General features: G+C 68.7%; 17 protein-coding genes and 1 pseudogene. 7 read left to right on the top strand and 11 right to left on the bottom strand.

Translation table 11 applies throughout. From position 1 onward, the window contains the following. Window positions 1-422: 422 nt before the first annotated feature. The gene (locus AC1Q5B_RS03565) at window positions 423-698 is read right to left on the bottom strand and encodes a hypothetical protein (protein ID WP_492630349.1); all 276 of its coding nucleotides are present in this window, start codon (window positions 696-698) and stop codon (window positions 423-425) included. Continuing rightward, on the bottom strand, window positions 695-3,484 hold the full coding sequence (locus AC1Q5B_RS03560; RefSeq protein ID WP_492630348.1) for a M16 family metallopeptidase: 2,790 nt from the start codon (window positions 3,482-3,484) through the stop codon (window positions 695-697). Before AC1Q5B_RS03560 ends, AC1Q5B_RS03565 begins: the two co-directional genes overlap by 4 nt. 82 nt (window positions 3,485-3,566) lie before the next feature. Here AC1Q5B_RS03560 and AC1Q5B_RS03555 point away from each other — a divergent pair, with 82 nt between their 5' ends. Continuing rightward, entirely contained in the window at window positions 3,567-4,295 is a 729-nt protein-coding gene (locus AC1Q5B_RS03555) for a pseudouridine synthase (RefSeq protein WP_492630347.1), read from the top strand. A 129-nt stretch (window positions 4,296-4,424) separates the two neighbouring features. On the opposite strand, the gene AC1Q5B_RS03550 is transcribed toward AC1Q5B_RS03555, so the two are convergent. From AC1Q5B_RS03550 to AC1Q5B_RS03540, 3 genes are all read right to left on the bottom strand, one after another. Then, the gene (locus AC1Q5B_RS03550) at window positions 4,425-4,817 is read right to left on the bottom strand and encodes an MAPEG family protein (protein WP_492630346.1); all 393 of its coding nucleotides are present in this window, start codon (window positions 4,815-4,817) and stop codon (window positions 4,425-4,427) included. Window positions 4,818-5,104: 287 nt separating this feature from the next. Continuing rightward, window positions 5,105-6,808: a M28 family metallopeptidase gene (locus AC1Q5B_RS03545; protein ID WP_492630345.1), complete on the bottom strand. Its 1,704-nt coding sequence runs from the start codon at window positions 6,806-6,808 to the stop codon at window positions 5,105-5,107. 128 nt (window positions 6,809-6,936) lie between these two features. Further along, window positions 6,937-7,599, bottom strand: a complete 663-nt coding sequence (locus AC1Q5B_RS03540) for a DUF4097 family beta strand repeat-containing protein (RefSeq protein WP_492630940.1) — start codon at window positions 7,597-7,599, stop codon at window positions 6,937-6,939. 138 nt (window positions 7,600-7,737) lie between these two features. Here AC1Q5B_RS03540 and gpmI point away from each other — a divergent pair, with 138 nt between their 5' ends. From gpmI to AC1Q5B_RS03525, 3 genes and pseudogenes are all read left to right on the top strand, one after another. Continuing rightward, window positions 7,738-9,294: a 2,3-bisphosphoglycerate-independent phosphoglycerate mutase gene (gene gpmI / locus AC1Q5B_RS03535; protein WP_492630344.1), complete on the top strand. Its 1,557-nt coding sequence runs from the start codon at window positions 7,738-7,740 to the stop codon at window positions 9,292-9,294. Continuing rightward, window positions 9,294-10,553: a murein hydrolase activator EnvC family protein gene (locus tag AC1Q5B_RS03530; RefSeq protein WP_492630343.1), complete on the top strand. Its 1,260-nt coding sequence runs from the start codon at window positions 9,294-9,296 to the stop codon at window positions 10,551-10,553. Before gpmI ends, AC1Q5B_RS03530 begins: the two co-directional genes overlap by 1 nt. Window positions 10,554-10,670: 117 nt before the next feature. Then, window positions 10,671-12,081 (top strand): annotated as a pseudogene (locus tag AC1Q5B_RS03525) (S41 family peptidase); the annotation flags it as partial. Here the strand turns inward: AC1Q5B_RS03525 and AC1Q5B_RS03520 are convergent. From AC1Q5B_RS03520 to AC1Q5B_RS03510, 3 genes are all read right to left on the bottom strand, one after another. Beyond that, window positions 12,042-13,298 (bottom strand): cation:proton antiporter, encoded by a 1,257-nt coding sequence (locus AC1Q5B_RS03520; RefSeq protein WP_492630342.1) that lies wholly within the window; start codon window positions 13,296-13,298, stop codon window positions 12,042-12,044. The pseudogene AC1Q5B_RS03525 and the gene AC1Q5B_RS03520 sit on opposite strands and share 40 nt — an antisense overlap. Before the next feature lie 74 nt (window positions 13,299-13,372). Beyond that, complete coding sequence (locus AC1Q5B_RS03515; protein ID WP_492630341.1) at window positions 13,373-13,693, bottom strand: DUF1820 family protein; 321 nt, start codon at window positions 13,691-13,693, stop codon at window positions 13,373-13,375. A gap of 88 nt (window positions 13,694-13,781) precedes the next feature. Continuing rightward, window positions 13,782-14,474 carry a rhomboid family intramembrane serine protease gene (locus AC1Q5B_RS03510; protein ID WP_492630340.1) on the bottom strand — a complete coding sequence of 231 codons (693 nt, stop codon included), beginning with the start codon at window positions 14,472-14,474 and terminating at the stop codon, window positions 13,782-13,784. 224 nt (window positions 14,475-14,698) lie between these two features. Between AC1Q5B_RS03510 and AC1Q5B_RS03505 the strand changes: the two genes are divergently transcribed. Next, complete coding sequence (locus AC1Q5B_RS03505) at window positions 14,699-16,078, top strand: OmpP1/FadL family transporter (protein ID WP_492630339.1); 1,380 nt, start codon at window positions 14,699-14,701, stop codon at window positions 16,076-16,078. 144 nt (window positions 16,079-16,222) lie between these two features. Here AC1Q5B_RS03505 and AC1Q5B_RS03500 read toward each other — a convergent pair whose 3' ends face one another. The 3 genes from AC1Q5B_RS03500 to putA form a co-directional block, all read right to left on the bottom strand. Next, a complete protein-coding gene (locus tag AC1Q5B_RS03500) occupies window positions 16,223-17,176 on the bottom strand; it encodes an SMP-30/gluconolactonase/LRE family protein (RefSeq protein WP_492630338.1) in 954 nt (317 codons plus the stop codon). Window positions 17,177-17,191: 15 nt separating this feature from the next. Then, window positions 17,192-18,352 carry a GGDEF domain-containing protein gene (locus tag AC1Q5B_RS03495; RefSeq protein ID WP_492630337.1) on the bottom strand — a complete coding sequence of 387 codons (1,161 nt, stop codon included), beginning with the start codon at window positions 18,350-18,352 and terminating at the stop codon, window positions 17,192-17,194. Window positions 18,353-18,598: 246 nt separating this feature from the next. Beyond that, the gene (putA, locus tag AC1Q5B_RS03490) at window positions 18,599-21,814 is read right to left on the bottom strand and encodes a bifunctional proline dehydrogenase/L-glutamate gamma-semialdehyde dehydrogenase PutA (protein WP_492630336.1); all 3,216 of its coding nucleotides are present in this window, start codon (window positions 21,812-21,814) and stop codon (window positions 18,599-18,601) included. Window positions 21,815-22,077: 263 nt separating this feature from the next. Here putA and AC1Q5B_RS03485 point away from each other — a divergent pair, with 263 nt between their 5' ends. Together AC1Q5B_RS03485 and coxB are read left to right on the top strand one after the other, a co-directional pair. Beyond that, the gene (locus tag AC1Q5B_RS03485) at window positions 22,078-22,554 is read left to right on the top strand and encodes a DUF2244 domain-containing protein (RefSeq protein WP_492630335.1); all 477 of its coding nucleotides are present in this window, start codon (window positions 22,078-22,080) and stop codon (window positions 22,552-22,554) included. 54 nt (window positions 22,555-22,608) lie between these two features. Then, complete coding sequence (coxB, locus tag AC1Q5B_RS03480) at window positions 22,609-23,511, top strand: cytochrome c oxidase subunit II (protein ID WP_492630939.1); 903 nt, start codon at window positions 22,609-22,611, stop codon at window positions 23,509-23,511. The last annotated feature ends 18 nt before the right edge of the window (window positions 23,512-23,529 follow it).

Genomic DNA, 23,529 nt, shown 5'->3' with positions numbered 1-23,529 from the left:
AGCCATCGATGGCTTTGTACGCAAGAGGGATCGGATGGTGGAAGCCATCGATGGCAAGGGAGCGCTCGATCTTCCGCATCCCGGTCGCCACCGTGGGGATTTCGGGGCCCATCGATAGTGCCCGAGCCTCGCGGATGGCGCTCAAGTGCCCCATGGAGCTTCGTGCGAGATGGCGCGGACGGTCCTTGTAGGAGCGACGTAAGTCGCGATGAGGCGTTACCGACAGCCCGTCGCGACTTACGTCGCTCCCACGGCGAGAAGGATTTCCGGGCATCCATCTGGTCTGGACCTGCTCGCCTTTTGCGGTCCTCGACACCGTTCCCCACAGGCAGGACGAGGGGAGCCTCCCCGCCTGCGGCGCAAACAACAACGGCCCCGTGCGGGGCCGTCGTCGATGCAGGGAGCGTCAGAGGCGTGCTCCGTCAGCGTTCCGTGCGCTCGCGGTGTTTCTCCGCCATGAACCACATCGCGCCACCCCAGACCAGGCCGCCGATGGGAAAGCCGATCAGCGCGGCCGTCAGCAGTGGCAGGAACTCCCGCTCGGTGAACACCGCCATCAATCCGCACCACAGCAGCGCGGTGGCGATGCCCCAGCCGAGCATGCCGCGCAACACGATGAAGCGCAGGGGCCCCTGGTCGCGGATCTTCTGCCAGCGCGCGAGGGCGGCCTCGCGCCTGGCGTCGGTACCGGTGTTCATGGCGTCCCTCCCGGAGTGGCCGATGCGCTTGTCGTCTTCTTGGCGAAATCGCCCGCCACGAACACGCTGAGCGCCTGCGGCTTCAGGTGCTTGCGCATCGCCGCGTTGACCTGATCCCGGGTCAGTGCGGCGTACTTCGCATCCAGGTCGGCGGTGAACTGCATGGTGCGGCCGAAGTACAACTGGTCGGTCAGCATGCCGGCGATCGTGCCGTCCTCGGCGCGGGCCTGCTCGCGTTCGGTCAGCGTGCCGGCTACGGCGTCCTTCAGCTCGTCGGCGGTGATGCCGTCCTTCAACAGCCTGTCCAGTTCCTCGCGCACCAGCGCTTCTACCTTGGCCATGTTCTCGGGCGCGGCGATGGCCTGCACGGTGAAGCTGCCGGCGTCGTCCTGGCCGCTGCGGCTGTCGTCGGCACGGATGCCGCTGGAGACGCCGTAGCTGAGACCTTCCTGCTGGCGGATGCGATCGCCCAGGCGCGACTTCAGCGCGCCGCTGCCGAAGATGCGATTGGCGACGATCATCGCGGGATAGTCCGCATCGGTCACGCGCAGCGACAGGTTCTGCCGGGCCAGCAGCACGGCGTTGGGCTTGTCCGGCGTCTCGAACCGCTGCTGCTTCGCCGCCACATCGGTGTAGCGCGTATCGATGGACGCGTATGGCGTGCCCGCCTGCCAGCCGGCGAACAGCCGCTCCAGCTGCGCGCGCACGGCCACCGGGTCGAAATCACCGACGATGGCGATCTCGCCTTCGGACGTGCCGTAGAAGTCGCGATGGAACGCGCGCACGTCGTCGAGCTTCAGCGCCTTCATCATCGCGATGGATTCGTCCAGCGTGCGGTTGCGAAGCGGATGGCCGGCGGGCCACGGGTCGAAGTACTGCGCCAGCGCGCGGCCGGCGATCGCGCCCGGCTCCTGGCGCGAAGCTTCCATGCCGGTCAGGGCCTGCACGCGCAACTGCTCGAACTCATCCTGCGGGAACGCCGGGTTACGCAGCACGTCGGCCGCCAGCGCCAGCGCATCGGCGAGGTATTCGCGCCGGGTCTGCAGGCCGATCGCCGCGCCCTGCAGGCTGCCGCTGATGCTGCCCTGCGTCTTCAACTGGTCCATGCGCTGGTCGATCTGCGCGCGCGTCAGTGTCTTGCTGCCGCGCATCAGCATCGCGCCGGCCATGCCGGCGGCGCCCTCGCGGCCGGTCAGCGCGGCCTCGTCGGCGAAACGGAAGTTGGCGTCGACGATCACCGTGCCGCCGCGCGTCTTCTTCGGCAGCAGCGACACGCGCAGCGCCTTGCCCAGGATGAAGGTCTGCGTGCGCGCTTCGATGTTCTGCGGCGAGGGATCGAACCGCTCGCCCGCAGTGACCGCGGCGCGGCCGGTGTAACCATCCACCAGGGTGGCGACCGCGGGCGCGGCGGGAATCTCCACCCGCTCCGGCGCCTCGCTGGGGATGAAGCGGCCCAGTGTGCGGTTGCTCGACTTCAGGTAGGTCGCGGCGACGCGGTTCACGTCGGCGGCGGTGACCTTCTCGATCGCATCGCGACTGGTGAACAGCAGGCGCCAGTCGCCGGCGGACTGGAATTCCGACAGGCCCATGCCGACCGCGTTGACGTCGGTGAAGTACAGGTCGTAGGCGTTGCCGATGCGCTGCTTGGCCTCATCGACCTCCTGCTGCGTGATCGGCTGTGCGGCGATCTGTTCGACCTGCTTCAGCAGTTCGGCTTCGGTCTTCTTCGCATCGCCGTCGGCCGGGATGACGGCGACGGCGGTCAGCAGGCCGGGATCGCGCATGGACTCGCTGTTGGCGCCGCTGCCGGCCGCCAGCCTGCCTTCGACGAGGGCCTTGTGCAGACGTCCGCCCGGCGTGTGGCCCAGCACGTTCGCCAGCACGCTCAGCGGCGCGTTGTCGGCATGCGCGACGGCGGGCACGTGGTAGGCGGTAGCGACCAGCCGCAGGTTGCCGACGCGGCGCACGGTGACCTCGCGCTCGCCGTCCTGCGCGGGCTCGACCGTGTAGAAGCGCGGCAGCGCGCGCGCCGGCTTCTTCAGCGGTCCGAAGTGGCGCGCGATGCGCGCCAGCACGTCGGCGGTGTCGATGCGCCCGGCGACGATCAGGGTCGCGTTGTCCGGCTGGTACCACTGGCGGTAGAACGCCTGCAGCCTGTCGATCGGCACGCCTTCCACGTCGCTGCGCGCGCCGATGGTGGTGTTGCCGTAGTTGTGCCACAGGAAGGCGGTGGAACGGATGCGCTGGAACAGCACGCCGCCGGGATTGTTCTCGCCGGCTTCCAGTTCGTTGCGGACCACGGTCATCTCGCTGTCCAGGTCCTTCTTCGCGACGTTGGAATGGACCATGCGGTCGGCTTCCATCGTCAGCACCCACTCCAGGGTGTCGGTGTTGGCCGGGAACGAGGCGAAGTAATTGGTGCGATCCAGGCCGGTGGTGGCGTTGAAGTCGATGCCGCGCTTCTTCATCTCGCCGCTGATGTCGGACTGCGTGGGCGTGCCCTTGAACAGCAGGTGCTCGAGCAGGTGCGCCATGCCGGTCTCGCCGTAGTTCTCGTGCACCGAGCCGACGTTGTAGACCAGGTTCACCGTCACCGTCGGCTTGGTGGCGTCGGGGAACAGCAGCACGCGCAGGCCGTTGGCCAGGGTGTATTCGCTGATGCCCTCGATGCTGGGGCCGGCAGCGACGCCTTTCGGCAGCGCCGTCTGCGCCTGCAGCGCGGTGGGCGCGCCCAGGGCCAGCGTGATGGCCAGTCCGAGTGCGACAATGAAGCGGGGTGACGACATCCACGATCCTCCAACAGGGCCGCGGGCGTCCATCGCGTGCGGCGGACCCCGAGTTTCGCAGATTTGCAGGAAAGGGTGATTCATGGATCAGGAGGAGACCACGACCGACGACGGCGCGTTGCCGGTGCTGTATGCCGATGCGCAGATCGCGGTGGTGAACAAGCCGGCGGGCGTGATGGCGCACGACAGCAAGCTGGCGCGCGGCGAGACGGACTTCGTCGCCGACCGCCTGCGCGCGCAGTTCGGCAAGCCGATCTTCCTGATCCACCGGCTGGACCGCGCCACCAGCGGCTGCCTGCTGGTGGCGTTCGACCGCGACAGCGCGTCCACGCTGGGCAAGGTGCTGATGTCGCGCGAGGTGCAGAAGGATTACCTGGCCGTCTGCCGCGGCTGGCCGGAGCCGGACTTCATCGTCGACCACGCCATCGACGGCGGCCCGGGCAAGCCGGAGAAGAAGCCGGCGTTGACGCGCTTCATGCGGCTGGCGACGGGCGAGCTGCCGTTGCCGTCGGGCGACTTCGAGACCTCACGCTATGCGTTGCTCCGTTGTCAGCCGGAGACCGGCCGCTTCCGCCAGATCCGTCGCCATCTGAAGCATGCGTTCCATCACCTGATCGGCGATACCAGCCACGGCGATGGCCGCCACAACCGCCACTTCCGCATGCACGGCGTGCATCGCATGCTGCTGCACGCGGTGCGGCTGTCGTTCCCGCATCCGGTGACCGGCGAGCGTGTCGAGGCGGTGGCGCCGCTGGATGCGGAGTTCCTGAAGGCGTTTGCGTTGTTCGGGTGGGAAGAGGATCTGCGCTGAGCGTGCCGCGATCGGGCTGATCGGAGGAGTGGGATAGTCGGTGTGGGAGCGACGTAAGTCGCGATGGGCCACCGGTGAAGCTTCATCGCGACTTACGTCGCTCCCACATCTATTATCCCGGGGGCAACCTCACCCCACCTGCATCGCCGCCAGCACCATCAGCGCGACCGCGCACAGCATGCCGACGAGCCAGATGAAGCTGCGCAGCGACTGCTTGTCGGCCAGGTAGAAGACGCCGTGCAGCACGCGCGCGACGACGAAGGCGATGGCGAGCGGTGTGATCGTCGCTGCCGGCACGCCGGCCAACTGCGCCATCAGCACGCCGGCGACGAAGGCGGGAAATGCCTCGAAACCGTTGAGATGCGCGGCGTTGGCGCGCTGCACTTTGTAGTTGCCGTCCTGTTTGGCCAGCCACGCGCGCGGATTGCGGTTGTTGTAGCGCTCGCCGGACCGCTTGGCGATGAAGACCCACAGGTACGGCAGCAGGGCGGTGATCAGGATGCACCAGTAAGCGATGGCCATGCGTATTCCCTCCGAGGATGGCGCAGGGTAGTGCGCGTGCGGGGTGGGCGTCCATGCTCCTGTCCCTCGCCCCGACACGGGAAGAGGGGGTGAGGGGGGCGATGGCGTGCTGCCGGTTGCCAGGAAAGAGTGGTGTGGGAGCGACGTCCGTCGCGATGGGCCGCCGGTAACGCCTCATCGCGACGGACGTCGCTCCCACAGGAAAGAGGGTCGGTCGAACGAGTGGCCGGCAAAAAAGAAAACGGCGCCTTCCGGCGCCGTCTTCGTATCGCATCACAGCCGCCGGCTTATTTCTTCGCCGGCTCCGTCTTCATCATCGCGTCGCGCGCGGCCTTGAAGGGGTTGCCGTCGTACCAGGTCGGCCAGGTGTCTTCGACCGCCAGGTCCTTGCCCACGCCGTACAGCGCCTGCAGGTCCTGCACCACGCCGTCCAGTTTCCAGCCGTCGTGCACTTCGTCGCTGGCCTGGTGGTAGCGCTTGGCGTACTCCTCGCTTGCCGCCTTGCCGGCTTCCACGCCGCCTGCCAGCAGGTCGTTGCCGCCCTTGGCGTACAGCGCCGGCACGCCGGCCTTGGCGAAGTTGAAGTGGTCGCTGCGGAAGTAGTAGCCGCCGGCCGGGTTGCCTTCCTCGGCGAGCACGCGGCCCTGCTGGTCGGCGTAGACCTTCAGCATGTCTTCCAGCTGCGAGTTGCCCTTGCCGGTGACGACGAAGTCGCGCGACTTGCCGCCCACGCTCATCGCGTCGAGGTTGATCACGCCGGCGATCTTGTTGAGCGGGAAGGTCGGGTGCGCGACGTAGTACTTGGAACCGAGCAGGCCGGATTCCTCCAGCGTCACCGCCACGAACACCACCGAGCGCGCAGGTTTCGGATCCTGGTGGGCGAAGGCTTCGGCGATCTCCAGGATGCCGGCCACGCCGGTCGCGTTGTCGACCGCGCCGTTGTAGATGTTGTCGCCCTCTTCGCCTTCATGCTTGCCCAGGTGGTCCCAATGGGCCATGTACAGCACGGCCTCGTCGGGCTTGCTGGCGCCCGGCAGCAAGCCGATGACGTTGCGCGAGGTCTTCTCGGTAATAGTGCTCTTGAGCGTGGCGGACACCTGCGCTTTCAGCGGCACCGGCTTGAAGCCGCGCTTGCCGGCGCTGGCGTAGGCGGCTTCGAGGTCCAGGCCGGCATCGGCGAACAGCTGTTTGGCGGCATCGGCGCTCAGCCAGCCCTGCAGCGGGATGCGCTTCTCCGGATCGTCCTTGGCCGGCAGGTCGTACTGCGCGCCGGACCAGGAATTCTTCACCACGTCCCAACCGTAGCTGGCACCGGCGGTGTCGTGCACGATCAGCGCGGCGGCGGCGCCCTTGCGCGCGGCCTCTTCGAACTTGTAGGTCCAGCGGCCGTAGTAGGTCATGCGGTTGCCGCCGAACAGCGTCTCGTCCTTGCTGTGGAAGCCCGGGTCGTTGACGAACATCACCACGGTCTTGCCGGTCCAGTCCTGGCCGGCGTAATCGTTCCACTTCTGCTCGGGCGCATCGACGCCGTAGCCGACGAACACCAGGTCGCTGGCGTCCAGCGTGACGTCGGTCTGGCCGGTGCGGGTGCCGATGACGTAATCGGTGCCAAACTTCAGGTCGCGCTTGCCGGTCGAGGTGGTCAGCGACAGCGTGGTCGCGGCCTCGTCGGCGGTGGTCTCCACCATCGGCACGTTCTGGAAGTAGCTGCCGTTGTTGCCCGGCTGCAGGCCGATGCGCTTCATCTGCGCTTCGAGGTAGGCGGCGGTCTTCTCTTCGCCGACCGAGCCGGGCGCGCGGCCTTCGAACTCGTCCGACGCCAGCGTGTTCACCATCTCGGCGAAGTCGCCTTCGGTGATGTCGGCGGTGAAGGCGTGCGCGGCGGCGGGCGGCGTGGCGGCTTCTGGCGCGGCAGCGGGCGCCTCGGGTTCGCGCTTGCACGCGGCCAGGGCGGCCGCGGTGGCAAGCACCAGCATCAACTTGCGGGACATCGGGATTCCTCAACGAACGGAATCCCGATTCTAGCGGAACGGCCTGGCGGCAATGGACGGGTCGGGCTCAGCACGAGCAGTGCCCCACCCCAGTCCTCCCCCGCGGGCGGGGGAGGGAGCAGGACGGGTTACTCTGCCGGGGCGGTGTCGGTGCTGAACGGCTTGGCGGTGGCGCCGGTCACCGGGCCGATCTTGGCGCTGGTGTGCACGTAGAGGGTGACGGGGCGCTCGAACACCAGCGGGCCATTCACTTCGGCATTGGGGCCGATCACGATGCGCGGTACCTTCTTGCTGTTGGTGTTGAAGAAGCCGGCGTTGGACTTCTGCACGCGCAGGCCGCCGCGGACCTTCGAGCCGACGCCGACGGTGACGTCGCCGAGCACGGTCTCGATGCTGCCGCCGACCTGCGTGCCGACCAGCCCGATCGCGCCGTTGACGGTCTCGACGTCGCCGCCGACCACGCCGCCGCGATCGATGAAGATGCTGCCGTTGACGGTTTCGACGTCCTTGCGGACGTTGACGTCCTTGCCGGTGCGGATCCCGCCGTTGACGGTTTCCAGCGATTCCACCACGGCCTTGTCGCCGACGGTGATGCTGCCGTTGACGGTGCTGGCGTCCTCGGCGGTGACGCCGTCGGCGATGCGGATGCTGCCGTTGACGGTGTCCAGATCGCCATAGGTCTGGCCGGCGTCGGCGTTGATGCTGCCGTTGACCTTGGAGATTTCCTGCTGGGCCAGCGCGGGCGTGGCGGCCAGGGCCAGGGTCAGCAGCAGGGCGGTACGGGGACGGATCATGGTATTGCCTCTTGGGTGGTCTCGTATCGGTCTGATGCGCCGGCGGCGGCAAGGGTTTAAACACCGGCGTGCGGGCAAGGATGGCACCATGCTTCGCTACAATCGTCACCTGCCTGAAGTCACTGGAATCCTGCCGTGTCCGCATCCCCCGCGCCCGTGAAGCGTCCCAAGCCCGTCGTGCTGCTGATCCTGGATGGCTGGGGGCATCGCGAAGATCCCACCGACAACGCGCTGGCGCAGGCCGAACTGCCGAACTGGCGCCGCCTGCTGGTGACATCGCCGCACACGCTGATCCATACCGAAGGCCGCCACGTGGGCCTGCCGGACGGGCAGATGGGCAATTCCGAAGTGGGGCACATGAACCTGGGCGCCGGCCGCATCGTCTACCAGGACCTGACCCGCATCGACGCCGCCATCGAGGATGGCAGCTTCTACACCAATGCCGAACTCGTCGCCGCCTGCGAGGCGGCCAAGGCGGACGGAAAGACCCTGCACGTGTTCGGCCTGCTGTCGCCGGGGGGCGTGCACAGCCATGAGCTGCATATCTTCGCGATGCTCGAGCTGGCCAGGCGGCAGGGCGTACCGCGCGTGGCGGTGCACGCCTTCCTCGACGGCCGCGACACGCCGCCGAAGTCGGCCGAGCCCAGCCTGCACGCGCTGCAGGATCTGTGCACGAAACTCGGCAACGCGCACATCGCCTCCGTGAGCGGCCGCTACTACGCGATGGACCGCGACAAGCGCTGGGACCGCGTGCGACTGGCATGGGACGCCATCGTCGAGGCGAAGAGCGCGCACCATGCCGCCAGTGGCGTGGCCGCGCTGGAAGCGGCGTATGCGCGCGGCGAGAACGACGAGTTCGTGTTGCCGACCGTCATCGATGGCGCGCAGCCCATGGCCGATGGCGATGCGGTGGTGTTCATGAACTTCCGCGCCGACCGCGCGCGCCAGCTGACGGCGGCGTTCGTGTCGCCGGCGTTCGACGGGTTCGAGGCGCGCGTGCCGAAACTCGCGCGTTACGTCTGCCTGACCGAGTACGACGCCAAGCTGCCGGCGCCGGTGGCGTTCGGACCCGACGATCTGCGCGAGACTTTCGGCGAGCTGCTGGCCGAGCACGGCCTGACCCAGCTGCGCATCGCGGAAACGGAGAAGTACGCGCACGTGACGTTCTTCTTCAGCGGCGGTCGCGAGGACGTGTTCGAGGGCGAGGAGCGCATCCTGATCCCCAGCCCCAAGGTCGCCACCTACGACCTGCAGCCGGAAATGAGCTGCCCGGAGCTGACGGAGAAGCTGGTCGATGCGATCGGATCGGGCCGTTTCGACGCGATCGTCTGCAACATCGCCAATCCCGACATGGTCGGCCACAGCGGCGACCTGCAGGCGGCCATCCTCGCCGCGCAGGCGGTGGACAAGGCGGTGGGTGCGGTCGACGCCGCCGTGCGCAAGGCGGGCGGCGCCATGATCATCACCGCCGACCACGGCAACCTGGAAATGATGCGCGACCCCGCCACCGGCCAGCCGCATACCGCGCATACGGTCGGCCCGGTGCCGCTGGTGCTGGTGCAGCCTGAGGGCGCGCCCGTGGTCACGCTGCGCAGCGGCGGCGCGTTGCGCGATGTCGCGCCGACGCTGCTGCGGCTGCTCGGCCTGCCGCAGCCGGCCGAGATGAGCGGCCGCAGCCTGATCGACGCCTGATGCCGTATCGCGCGCGCGCCTTCGCTGCCATCGTCCTGCTGGCCGGACTGTCGCTCGTCGCGACCGCGCCGGCGCAGACCTCGCGCGAGGCCGAACAGAAGCTGCAGCGCGTGCGCAGCGAGCTGAAGTCGATCGCACAGGAACGACGCAAGCTGGAAAGCGAGCGCGGCGCCGCATCGCGCCAGCTGCGCGATGCGGACGAGCAGGTAGGGCGCACGACGCGTTCGCTCTCCGAAACCGAAACCGCGCTGCGCCGCGAAGCCGCGGCGCTGGAGGAACTGCAGCGCAAGCGCGACGCGATGCAAGGCCAGCAGGCGGCCCGGCGGGAGCAGCTGACGGCGCTGGTGCGCGCCGCCTACCAGCGCGGCGACGATGCGCCGCTGAAGGTACTGCTGTCGCAGGACCGGGTGGCGGACGCCAACCGCCTGCTGGCCTACCATCGCTATGTGCAGCGCGACCAGGCGCGGCGCATCGAATCCCTCAATACCGAACTGGCGGCGCTGGACCAGGTGGAGCGCGACATCGTCGCCCGTCAGGCCGAGCTGGATGCGGCCCGCGCGAAGCAGCGCACCCAGGTCGCGCAACTCGAGAAGGATCGCAAAGCGCGCGCCAGCCTGATGGCCGACCTCGACCAGCGTTATCAGGATCGCGCCAGCAAGGAAAAGGCGTTGGGCCAGGATGCGCGCTCGCTGGAGCGCCTGCTGGCGAACTTGCGCGCGGCGGCCGCACGCGCCGAGGCGGAACGACGCGCCGCCGCGCGTCGGGCCGCCGCCGAAGCCGCCGCAGCGAAGAAACGCGAACCGGCCGGAACCGGCGGCCGTCCCGCGCGCGACAGCGCGCCCGCGCGTCCCGCCGTCGCGTCCGCGCCGCCGCTGAAAGTCGGCGGTCTGGGCTGGCCGGTGTCGGGCAACCTGCTGGCGCGTTATGGCGGCCGCCTGCCCGATGGCCGTGCCAGCACCGGCGTGCTGATCGGCGCGCCGTCGGGAACGCCGGTCACCGCCGTGGCCGACGGCACGGTGGTGTTCTCCGAATGGATGACGGGCTATGGCCTGATCCTGATCCTCGACCACGGCAACGGCTACATGAGCCTGTATGCGCACAACGACAGCCTGCTGAAGGACAGCGGCGCCAGCGTCAAGCGCGGCGAGCCCGTCGCGCGCGTCGGCACGTCCGGCGGGCAGGGGCAGGCGGCGCTGTACTTCGAACTGCGCCGCAACGGCCAGCCGGTGGACCCCGCGTCGTGGCTGCAGCGGCGATGAATGGCGCGGCGGGTCCTAACCCGGCTTGAACATCTGGCCTTCGCGGCTTCGCGCATAATCCGGTGAACTTCGCGCATGCGTGCGAAGTCCCAACCGAGCACCCTCTGGAGCACCCGCATGCCGTCGCGTTTTCCCCTGGCCCTCCTGACCGTCGCCCTGCTCGCCGCGCTGCCGGCGTGGGCGCAGCAGCAGGCGCCGCTGCCGGACACGCCGCCGGTGGTCGCGCCCAGCGATGATCCCGATGCGGCGGAGAACGCGCCCAAGGTGCCGCTCGAGGAGATCCGCCGGTACGTGGCCGTGTTCAATGCGGTCAAGGAAGCGTACGTCGAGCCTGTCGAGGACAAGAAGCTGATGCAGTCCGCGATCCGCGGCCTGCTGCTCGACCTGGATCCGCACAGCACCTACTTCGACAAGGCCGATTCCGAAGCCTTCGACGAGCAGGCCAATGGCGCCTACGAAGGCATCGGCGTGGAGCTGATGCAGCAGCCCGACCGCACGCTGCTGGTGGTTTCCCCGATCGACGACACGCCTGCGGCCAAGGCCGGCATCAAGTCCGGCGATCTGATCACCGCGATCGACGGCAAACCGATCAGCGCCGAGGACGGCATGGAGCCGTTGCGTGGCGCGCCGGGCAGCAAGATCGTGCTGACCCTCGTGCGCGACGGCACGCCCAAACCGTTCGACGTCACCCTGGTGCGCGACACCATCCGCGTGGCGAGCGTGCGCAGCCGCATGCTCGAACCGGGCTACGGTTATGTCCGCATCAGCGCCTTCCAGACCGATACCGCCGCTGATTTCCAGAAGCAGATCGACCGCCTGCAGCAGACCGGCAAGCTGCGCGGCCTGGTGCTGGACCTGCGCAGCAACCCCGGCGGCCTGCTGCTCGCGGCCGTGCAGGTGGCCGACGATCTGCTCGACAAGGGCAACATCGTCAGCACGCGCGGGCGCATGTCGATCAGCGACTCCAAGTTCGATGCCACGCCGGGAGATCGCCTGAACGGCGCGCCGGTGGTAGTGCTGGTCGATGCCGGGTCGGCCAGCGCCTCGGAAGTACTGGCCGGCGCACTGCGCGACAACAACCGCGCGCGCGTGGTCGGCAGCCGCACCTTCGGCAAGGGCTCGGTGCAGACGGTGCTGCCGCTGGACAACGGCGACTCGGTCAAGCTGACCACGGCGCGCTACTACACGCCCAGCGGCAAGTCGATCCAGGCCAGCGGCATCGTGCCGGACGTGGTGGTGAAGCCGGAAGGCGCCGACGCCAAGCCGGGCTCGGTGGTCGAGCAGGACGGTCAGCTCTACATCACCGAAGCGACGCTGCCCGGCCACCTGCGCGGCGACGAGGAAGGCGCGGCGGGCTACACGCCCGGCGACGTGCTCGATGGCGACGCGCCGATCAACGCGGCGCTGGCGGAGCTGAAGAAAGTCGCCGCCACCGCCAGGGCGGACAGCGCGGCGCCCACCACGCGCCGCTGACGCGGCACGACGCGCTCAGCGCGCGTCCGATGCCAGCGGCGCCGCGACGGCGCCGCGCATGATGCGGTTGAACAGCGGCGTCGCCATCAGCGTGGTCAGGATGGCCATCACCACCAGGATGGAGAACAGGCTCGAGCCGATCAGGCCTGCCTGCAGGCCGATGTTGATGATGATGAGCTCCATCAGGCCGCGCGCGTTCATCAGTGCGCCGATCGCCATCGCATCGCGCGAGGATTCGCCCGCCAGCCGCGCGGCCGCCCAGCAGGCGACCGCCTTGCCGCCGAACGAGGCCAGCAGGATCGCGACCGCCGGCAGCAGCATGGCCGCATCGAAGATCAGCGACAGCTGCGTCTTCAGTCCGGAATAGGTGAAGAACAGCGGCAGCAGCATCACGACCACCACGGTCTGCAGCGTGGCGCGCAGGCGCTCGGTCAATGCGCCGCGGGGCAGGCAGATACCGAGCACGAAGCCGCCGAACACCGCGTGCAGGCCGATCGCATCCATCGCCCAGGCGCAGAAGAAGAACAGCACCATCACCACGGCGAACACGGGCGCAGGCAGCGGGCCTTCCGTGGGCACGTGCCCGGCCAGCGTACGCAAGAGCCTGCGGCCGGCCAGCAGCATCAGCGCGATGTAGGCGAGGCCGCCGCCGATCGCGAGCCAGGCCTGGCCCCAACTGCCGCCGAAGCTGGCCAGCACCACGGCCAGGATGCACCAGGCCGCCGCGTCGTCCATGGCGCCCGCGGTCAATGCCAGCGTACCGAGCGGCGAACCCGCCAGACCACGTTCCTGGATGATGCGCGCGAGCATCGGGAAGGCGGTGATCGCGATGGCGGCACCCAGGAACAGCGCCGTTTCGAGGAAGCGCGCCTGCGACGAGAACAATCCGGGCACGTCGTGCAGCCAGGGGGCCAATGCGAAGGCCAGCGCGAACGGCACCGCGATGCCCGCCCACGACACCGCCAGCGCACTGCGGTAGCGCGCCTGCAGGTGGCCCATGTTGAACTCGGTGCCGACGAGGAACATGTACAGGCCCACGCCCACCTGGCCGCCGATGTACAGCATGTCCAGCGAAGCGGGCGGGAACAGCGCCGTCTGCACACCCGGCGCCAGCGCGCCGAGCAGCGACGGCCCCAGCATCACGCCCGCGATCATTTCGCCGACCACCTGCGGCTGCCCCAGGCGCCGCGCCAGCGCGCCCGCCGCCCGGCACGCGAGGATGATCACCCCGACCTGCAGGAAGAAATAGATCGACAGTTGGGATGTGGACATCGTCGCCTGCGCCGCCCCGTTTACCGGCGCATCATAGGGTCACGGCCGATGCGTCAGGAACACCCGCGCAGCGCTCAGCGCGGCTTGGCCGGCACCGGGAACGGCGTCACCACTTTCTCGCCGGTGGCCGCGTCGCGGATCGCGGACTGGCCTTTCCGCTCCACTTCCTCCACGCGGATGATGCTCTGCATCGGCAGGTGCAGCACTTTCGTGCCACCGAACTCGTCGCGCAGGCGCTCCTCGGTGGGATCCACGACCAGCCCTTCGTGCACGTCGAACACCAGGTCGCTGACCTCGGTGAAGCCCCACAGTCCGCTGGCGGCGACCGAGCGCGCGTACAGTTCGTAGACCTTGGTGTGGTTGTGGAAGGTGATCTTGTAGAGCGTGTTCTTCATGCGGCGATTATAGGAGCGAGTGAAGAGGAGTGCGGAGTGGGGCAGCGCAGTGCCGCTCGCGCCTCACTTCTCTCCCTTCACCGCTGCGCTAGTAGCCTTGCCGCTTGCGCATGCGGCGCGCGATCGCCGCGCGCACGAACAGCGCGAACACCACGCCGAACAGGAAGCCGGCGATATGCGCCCACCACGCCACCGCGCCGAAGGTCGGGCCGGTATAGGCGAACACCACCTGCAGCAGCGCCCAGATGCCGATCAGCAGCGAGGCCGGCGCCTTTACGAATTCCAGGAACAGGCCCAGCGGCAGGACCACGCCGAGCTTGGCGGTGGGGAACAGCGCGAGGTAGGCGCCGATGACGGCGGAGATGGCACCGCTGGCGCCGATGATGACGCGGTCCGGCGTACCGATGCTCAGCACGGCGGCCACGTTCGCCACGGCGCCGCCTACCAGGAACAGCAGCAGGAACCGCCAGGGGCCCATCGCCCGTTCCGATGGCAGGCCGAAGATCAGCAGGAAGACCAGGTTGCCCAGCAGGTGCGCCCAGTCCGCATGCAGGAACAGGGCGGTGAACAAGCGCAGCACCGTGCCGCTCTGCAGCGAGGCCAGCCAGACTTCCGGTGCCACCATGCCGCCGGTCAGCGCTCCCCAACGGGTCAGCAGGTGGCCCTGGGCGGCGTCGCCGAGGGTCAGCGCCCAGCAGAAGGCGGCGGAAAGGAGCACCAGCAGGGCCGGCGTGGCCCAGCGGACGGGCGGCTTCCGGCGGGAGGGGAGCGAAACGAACATGCGGCGGAACTCTACCCGGTCGCTACCGAACTGCCCATGGGGCGCCCTGACGAAACTGAATAGGGGCAATGACTTACAGTGGATTGTTAGAGTTTAGTTAGCAGGTATACTGCATACGGCGTCGTATGTCGGGAGGGGCTTCCGGCAGGTCGAACGGGTGGAACACAACACCCGCGGCCCTGATCGGCGCAGGTGCTCATTACCCACGTCTCCGGAGACTTTCCATGGAATTTGCAAAGAACCTCACCCGCGTTTCGGCGCTGGCCCTCGGCATCGCCGGCGTCCTCGCTTACGGCGATGTCCACGCAGCCGCCTTCCAGCTGAAGGAAAACAGCGTCAAGGCCCAGGGCCGCGCGATGGCCGGTTCGGCCTCGGCCAAGGGCGACGCCTCGGTGGTGGTCAACAACCCCGCGCTGATGTCCACCTTCACCGACAAGACCTTCCAGGCCGACGTCACCGCGATCGACCTGTCGTTCGAATTCACCGGCGGCGGCACCGCCGCGGCCGGTACCGCCCTGCAGCAGCCGCTGCGGGGTGGTGACGGCGGAGACGCCGGCGATATCGCCGCCGTGCCGGCCATGTCCTTCATCCTGCCGCTGAGCGGCCAGTTCGAGTACGTCACGCTGGGCGCCATGATCAGCGCACCGTTCGGCCTGAAGACCGACTACGACGCTGACTGGGTCGGTCGCTACCACGCGCTGGAATCGGACGTGAAGATCGTCGACCTGACGCTGGCCGCCTCGCTGGAACTGAGCGACCGCGCGTCCGTGGGTCTGGGCGTGATCTACGAACACGCCGACGTCACCCTGACCAACGCCGTGGATTTCGGCGCCGGTGTCTGCCGCGTGGCGGTTGCCTTGTGCGTCACCCCGAACCCGGTCGCCGCCCCGTTCGGCCCGCAGAAGAACGACGGCGTCGCCGGCATCTCCGGCACCGACAACAGCTTCGGCTGGCTGGCGGGCATCAGCCTGCGCCCGACCGACAAGCTGTCGCTGGGCTACTCGTACCGTTCCGAGATCGACCACGAACTGCGCGGCACGGCGACCTTCGAGGTGCCGGCCAATGTCCGCGGCGTGCTGGGCAGCGCGATCTACAAGCCCACCGACGGCGGCGGCGCCAAGCTGACCACCCCGGCCACCCACACCTTCAGCGCCACCTACCAGGCCACCGAGCGCTTCGCGATCATGGCCGAGGGCGTGCACACCGGTTGGGATTCGCTGAAGGAAATCCGCATCGAATTCGACAACCCGCTGCAGGCCGACGCGGTGGAGAACTACGACTGGCACGACAGCTGGTTCTATTCGCTGGGCGGCGAGTTCGTGCTCAACGACAAGTTCACCCTGCGCGCCGGTATCGCGCGCGACGAGTCCCCGGTGGCCCGCGCGCACCGCACCCCGCGCATGCCCGATGAAGACCGCAACTGGTACTCGCTGGGCCTGAGCTGGAACGTCAGCGACAACCTGGAGCTCAACGCCAGCTACGTGCGTCTGGAACTGGCCGACAAGCCGGAAATCGACCTGCTGTCGTCCAGCGGCTCGCGTCTGGTGGGTCGCTACGACGGCGGCGCCAACCTGTTCGGCGTGTCGATGCAGTACAAGTTCTGATCGCATCGCGCATCGGAGCCATGGAAAACCCCGCCTCGGCGGGGTTTTTCTTTGCGCGCTCCCCGTGGGGGAACGCAATTGGACATGGCGCGGGTCAAGCGCGCGAAACGGAGTGCCCGAATCGCGCGCAGCGCGGGTGCACCGTCAGTACGGCAGCCCCGCCACATCGAGGTCGATCGACCACAGGCTGGCCGCGCCGGTGAGGAACAGGGTGCGGCGATCTTCGCCACCGAACGCGGCATTGGTGATGTTGGCGTCCACGCGGATCGTCGCCCGCACATCGCCGGTCGGCGAGAACACGCGCACGCGTTGTTCGCCGTGCTCGGTGACATAGACGTTGCCCAGGCAGTCGACGGCCAGGCCGTCACCGCCGCTGATGCGCGCCAGATCCCGCCCCGGGCCCGGCACGCCCTCCTGCAAGGGATACGCGCGCAATACGTCGCCATCGTCGGTACCGCCGGCCACGTAGAGCGTCGTACCGTCCGGCGACAGCGCGATGCCGTTGGGATTGCGCAGGCTGTCGTCCACCACCGTCGTCGTGCCGTCGCGATGGCGATAGACGCGCGTGCTCGGCTGCCCGCCGGGGGCGGCGTTGCGCTGGTAGTCCGGATCGGTGAAGTAGAGCGTGCCGTCGGCCGCCATCACCAGGTCGTTCGGCGAATTGAACGGTGCGCCGTCGAAGCTCGAGACGAGTGCGGTCCGCTTGCCATCGGCCAGGTCCACGCGTGCGATCTGCTTGCGGTCGTGGGTGGCGGCGATCAGGCGGCCTTCCGTATCCAGCGCCAGGCCGTTGCTGCCGCTGTCCTCGACCACGGTTTCCCAGCGGTCGGGCGGGGTGAAGCGACGAATGCGCGAAGGAAAGCGCCCGCTGTGCACGAAGTCCGACAGGTACAGCGCCCCATCCTTCCACACGGCACCTTCGTAGAGGCGGTCCTGGTCGTCGTCCACCGTCGCCACCGCCACGCGCGTCGCGGTCAGTTCGCCCGACGCCGCCTGGCCCGGATCGGCGGGGCAGACCGAGCGGTATGCCGAAGCGTGCGCGAGCGGCGCAGCGCCGCACAGGAACAAAGCGAGGGCGAGGCGATGGCGGCGTGGCATGCGGGGTTCTCGGGGTCAGGCGGGGTGCCAGCGTACCTCGATCCGGTTGCGGCCCTTGTGTTTGGCTTCGTACAGCGCCTCGTCGGCGAGTCGCATCAGCGTGTCGTAGGGCGCGTAGCGGTCCGCGGTGAACGAGATGCCCAGGCTGACGGTAATGCGGATGGCGCGGCCGGCCTGGGCGAGTTCCAGCGCCATGACCTGCTGGCGGATGCGTTCGGCCAGCGCGTGCGCGGTCTCGGCCTGGGTGTCGCGCAGCACCAGCATGAACTCCTCGCCGCCCAGCCGCGCGAACACGTCCTCGCTGCGGATGCAGCCGCGGACCACGTCCGAGAACCGCTGCAGCACGCGGTCGCCGGTTTCGTGGCCGTGATGGTCGTTGACGGACTTGAAGTGGTCCAGGTCCAGCGCGATCACCGCGACGCCGTGTTCGATGGCGGAGCGGCCGGCATGCGACTGCAGCTCGTTGTCCAGCCCGCGGCGATTCAGCGCGCCGGTCAGCGGATCGAACAGCGCGCCGCGCCGCAGCGGCTCCGCGGCACGGAAGCTGGCCAGCATCAGCATGCAGAAATTCAGCATGAACCAGATCGACAGGTCCATGTTCACCCACATCGGATTGGGACCGTAGCGGCCGGTCAGCGCCGCCAGCAGGTCGCCGCCGTACAGCCACAGCAGCACGACGCAGCCCGCGATCATCAGGCGCGCCGGCACGTGGTCGGGCGCGACGCGCAACACGAACAGGTGCCGCAGCATCACCAGCAGCACGATCACTTCGGTGGCGCTCATCGCGGCGCCCTGCGCATCCACGCCGCCGCCCATGCCGATGCCGACCAGCGAAAATCCCAGGCACAGCGGCAGCAGTGCGCGTTCCCACTGCGCCAGCGGGCGCTGCTGCACGAACTGGACGATCGACCACGCCAGCCCGACCAGACCGGCGCACGCGAGCAGGCCGCCAGCGCCTGCGATGCCGTCCGCCAGCGATTCGTTGCCCGCACGCACCAGCGTCTGCGCGGTGCCGTCCAGCATCGCCGCACCCAGCGAGTAGAGGAAGTGCGCCACGCCCCACGTGGCGATGCCACGCACGCCGCGCGAGACCTTCCCCACATAGAAGAACAGCGCCAGCAGCACGGCGGCGAGCGCGCAGTCGCTGAGCAGCAGGTTGTAGAAATCGGTCGTCATGCGTCGTTGGAGCCTCGCTGGCCGTGGAACTTCCTGTCGGTGCCAGAACGCAGGATAGGGCGCAATCCGGCAGCGGCACGGCATGGATGCTGGCGCAGGTGCGGCGCACGTTCAGCGACGGCGCCCACGGAACACGCAGGATCGCCGCGCGCTGCCGCAGGTGTCAGTGCCGTGGGTCATGCCCAACAAAAAGCCCCGCCTGAGCGGGGCTTGGAGCTTCATCCGCGCGGCGCGCGCCGCGAGGCGTCACTCGCCCAGCGTGAGCAGCGAGGCGTTGCCGCCCGCCGCCGTGGTGTTGACGGTGACGGTCTTCTCGGTGGCGAAGCGCGGCAGGTAGTGCGGACCGCCGGCCTTGGGGCCGGTGCCGGAGAGGCCCTGGCCGCCGAACGGCTGCACGCCGACCACGGCGCCGATCTGGTTGCGGTTGACGTAGACGTTGCCGACCTTCACCCGTGCGGCGATGCGGTCGATGGTCTCGTCGATGCGCGAATGCACGCCCAGGGTCAGGCCGTAGCCGGTGGCGTTGATCTGGTCGATCACCGCATCCAGCTGGTCGGCCTTCCAGCGCACTACGTGCAGCGCCGGCCCGAAGATCTCCTTGTGCAGCTGGTCCAGCGATTTCAGCTCCCATGCGCGCGGCGCGAAGAAGGTGCCGTGCGTCGTGTCCGCACCCGCGTTCGCCTGCTTGATCAGGCGTGCCTCGTTCGCCATGCGGGCGGCGTGGTCCTCGAGGATCTTCAGCGCGTCGGCGTCGATCACCGGGCCGACGTCGGTCGAGAGCAGGCCCGGATCGCCGATCTTCAGTTCGTCCATCGCGCCGGCGAGCATCGTCATCACCTTGTCGGCGATGTCGTCCTGCACGAACAGCACGCGCGCGGCCGAGCAGCGCTGGCCGGCAGAGGTGAAGGCCGAACCCATCGCGTCCTTCACCAGCTGCTCGGGCAGCGCCGACGAATCGGCGATGAAGGCGTTCTGGCCGCCGGTCTCGGCGATCAGCGTGGCGATCGGACCGGCCTCGCGGCCGGCGAGCGCGCGGTTGATCGCGCGCGCGGTCTCGGTGGAGCCGGTGAAGGCGACGCCGGCCACGCGCGGATCCTTCGTCAGCGCGGCGCCGACGGTCGCGCCGTCGCCGGGCAGGAACTGCAGCACCGCCTCGGGGATGCCGGCCTCGTGCAGCAGCTTCACCGCGGCATGGCCGATCAGGTTAGTCTGTTCGGCCGGCTTGGCGATCACGCTGTTGCCCGCGGCGAGCGCGGCGCAGACCTGGCCCAGGAAGATCGCCAGCGGGAAGTTCCATGGGCTGATGCAGACGAACACGCCGCGACCCTGCAACTGCAGCTGGTTGGATTCACCGGTCGGACCGGGCAGGTGCTCGGGCGCGCCGAACTGCGTACGTGCCTGCGCGGCGTAGTAGCGCAGGAAGTCGACGGCTTCGCGCACTTCGGCGACGCTGTCGGGAAGGGTCTTGCCGGCTTCCTTCACGCACAGCGCGATGTAGTCGGGCAGGCGCTGTTCCAGCAGGTTCGCGGCGTGCTCGAGGATGGCGGCGCGGCTGGGGGCCGGTGTACGGTCCCACGCCGGCTGCGCGGTCACGGCATTGGCCAGCGCCTTCTCGACGGTAGCGCTGTCGGCCGGCTGCCATTCGCCGACGGTCTGCCGGCGGTCGGCGGGATTGGTCACCGGCAGCGCCGCGCTGGACACGACCGCGCCCGGCACCAGTGGCGCGGCGCGCCACGGCTTGACGGATGCGTTGATGCGCTCGGCCAGGGCGCGCAGGTCATTGTCGTTGGCGAGGTTCGCGCCCATGGAGTTGTTCCTGTCAGAAGAAGCGATAGGAGCCGGCTGGCTCCGGAAAAGGTCGACCGGCAGCGGGATGCGCGGGTGCGGGATGGAGTCGAATTCCGACACGGTCTGCACCGGGTCGCGCACCAGGTCCTCGATGGCCACGTTCTCATCGGTGATGCGGTTGACGAAGCTGCTGTTGGCGCCGTTCTCGAGCAGGCGGCGCACCAGGTACGGCAGCAGGTCTTCGTGCGAACCGACCGGCGCGTACACGCGGCACGGTGTGTCGAGGCGGTGCTTCGGCACGACTTCGGCGTACAGGTCGTCGCCCATGCCGTGCAGCTTCTGGTGTTCGTACGGGCGGCCGTCGGCGATGAAGCGGATCGCGGCGATGGTCTGCGCGTTGTGGGTGGCGAACATCGGGTACAGCGCGTCGCCGTGGTCCAGCATGCGGCGGGCGTTGGCGAGGTACGAAACGTCGGTGTTCGGCTTGCGGGTGAACACCGGATAGCCCGGATGGCCGTCGATCTGCGCGCGCTTGATCTCGGCGTCCCAGTAGGCGCCCTTCACCAGGCGCACCGGCATGCGGCGGCCGACGCGGCGGGCGAGGTCGGCGAGGAAGTCGATCACGTACGGGGTGCGCTTCTGGTACGCCTGCACGGCCAGTCCGTAGCCTTCCCAGCCGTCGAGCGAGGCATCGGAAAAGGTCGCCTCGATCAGGTCCAGCGACAGCTCGAGGCGGTCGGCCTCTTCGGCATCGATGGTGAAGCCGATGCGGCAGGACTTGGCCAGTTGCGCCAGTTCGAGGATGGCCGGGGCCAGTTCCTTCATCACGCGGGCGCGCTTGGCGTGCTCGTAGCGCGGGTGCAATGCGGACAGTTTGATCGAGATGCTGGGGGCGGCGAGCACGTCGGCGAAGGGTCCGGTGCGGCCGATCGCGTGGATCGCCTGCCGGTAGGCCTCCAGGTAACGGGCGGCATCCTTGGTGGTCAGCGCGCCCTCGCCCAGCATGTCGAACGAGTAACGGTAGTCGGCGTTCTCGCCCTTGCGGCTGCGGGCCAGCGCTTCGTCGATGGTACGGCCCATGACGAACTGGTGGCCCATGATGCGCATGGCCTGGCGCACGGCCAGGCGGATCACCGGTTCGCCGACGCGGCCGACCAGGCGCTTGAACGCGCCCGGCACGTCGGCGCGCGTCAGGTCGTTCAGATTGACCAGCCGGCCGGTCAGCATCAGGCCCCAGGTGGAGGCATTGACCAGCACCGAGTCGCTCTGGCCCAGGTGCTTTTCCCAGTCGGCATCGCCCAGCTTGTCGCGGATCAGCTTGTCCGCGGTCTCCTGGTCCGGGATGCGCAGCAGCGCTTCGGCCACGCACATCAGCAGCACGCCTTCTTCGCTGCCCAGGTCGTACTGGCGCATGAAGGCCTCGATGGCGCCCTGGTCCTGGGCGCGTGCGCGGACCCGCTTCACCAGGTCCACGGCCAGCCGTTGCGCCTGGATCTGCTCGTCGGCCGGCAGACGCGCCTGTTCCAGCAGCTCGCGGACGTGCGTGGCCTCGTCGCGCAGCCAGGCGGCCGTGATGGCGGCCCGCAGGGCGGCCGGTGGCGCGGGAAGCTCGGGGGAGACGATGGTGCCGGCCACGGGGGCGGCGGGCGACGGGACGGGCGAAGGGGTCGACATGACGGCAGGGCAGTCCAAAGGCAGTCCATTAGTTTAGGGCCGCGCGGGCAGCCCGGATATGCCTGCCGTGCCGGCTCGACGGGCCTCGGCGGGCCGCATCGGCAAAGCGGTGACTGCGGTCCCGGAATCCTCTGTTGGCCTCGTCGCGTGGTGTGCTCGAGCGCCCCGCGCGCCTTGTGCTCGATCAATGAAACTTGCCGCGCCACGTGCTCGGGGGCTACCATTTAACGGTTTTCCGCAGCCCGGAGCGTGTGGCGGGCGACATGATCGAAGTGGTGCCGTCATCGTGGGACGGACACGGCGCGCAGCTCAGGCTGCGGCCGCCGCGGGCGCTGACGCGCCGCCAGTTCGTGATGTTGTTCGTGGCGCTGTCGGGCGCGATGTGGGTCGTCGCCATGCTGGGCTGGTGGGGAGGCAATGCCTTCGCGCCAGCCTTTGCATTGCTCCATTCGGCCATCGTGGCCACGGCGCTGCGCGTGCTGTGGCGCAGTGGCGACCGGGGTGAGGTGATCCGCATCGGTCCCGACGCGGTGGAGGTGACCACCTCCGGTGCCGGGATCGTGTTCCGGGCGCACCCGTACTGGGTCCGGCTGGGCATCGAGCGGAATGGCGAAAGGATTTCGCTGGCATCCAGCGGCAGGCGGGTCCGGGTAGGCGACTTCCTTGGGCCGGCCGAGCGCCGGGAGCTGGCGGACAGGTTGCAGGATTTACTGGCGGCCGCGAGTGGCCGCAACCGATGACGCATTGGGGTCTAGGCAATGACGCAAGTGAATGGATTGTGGAAGCGGTTGGCGATGGCGTGCACGCTGCTGGCGATGCCGGCGCTGGCCTGGGCGCAGTCGGCCGACCCGCACCGGTGGCAGCTGAACATGGGCAAGGGCGTCACCGCGTCCTCGCAGCACGCCTACGACGCGCACATGATCGCGCTGTGGGTCTGCATCGTGATCGGCATCATCGTGTTCGGTGCGATGGGCTACGCGATGTTCAAGTTCCGCCATTCGAAGGGCGCGGTGCCGGCCCAGTTCAGCCACAACACCACCGCCGAGATCATCTGGACCGTCATCCCGGTACTGATCCTGGTGGTCATGGCCTGGCCGGCGACGGCCAAGCTGATCGCCATGTACGACACCCGCGATGCCGAGATGACCGTCAAGGTCACCGGCTACCAGTGGATGTGGAAGTACGAATACCTCGGTGAGGACGTGTCCTTTACCAGCCGCCTGGACCGCGAGTCCGACCGCCTGCGCCAGAACAAGAACGCCACGCAGGAAGAGATCAAGGCGCACCCGCACTACCTGCTCGACGTCGACAACCAGCTGGTGCTGCCGACCGACACCAAGATCCGCTTCGTGATCACCGCCGACGACGTCATCCACGCGTGGTGGGTGCCGGCGCTGGGCTGGAAGCAGGACGCGATCCCGGGCATCGTCAACGAGGCCTGGACCGACATCAAGGAGCCGGGCATCTACCGCGGCCAGTGCGCCGAGCTGTGCGGCAAGGACCACGGTTTCATGCCGATCGTCGTGAAGGCCGTGCCGAAGGCCGAGTTCGCGCAGTGGCTGGCGTCCAAGAAGCCCGCCCCGGCCGCCGAACCGGCACCGGCTGCACCGGCGCCGGAAGCCGCGCCTGCGGACGCCGCCCCGGCCACCGATGCCGCCCCCGCTGCCGAGACCCCCGCGCCGTCGGCGCAGGGCTGATCGATCGCCCGATTTAGC

Source organism: Pseudoxanthomonas sp. GW835-FHT14C01 (assembly GCF_058793715.1).
The sequence above is the reverse complement of the archived record's forward strand: the minus strand, read 5'-3'. Positions and strand labels throughout refer to the sequence as shown.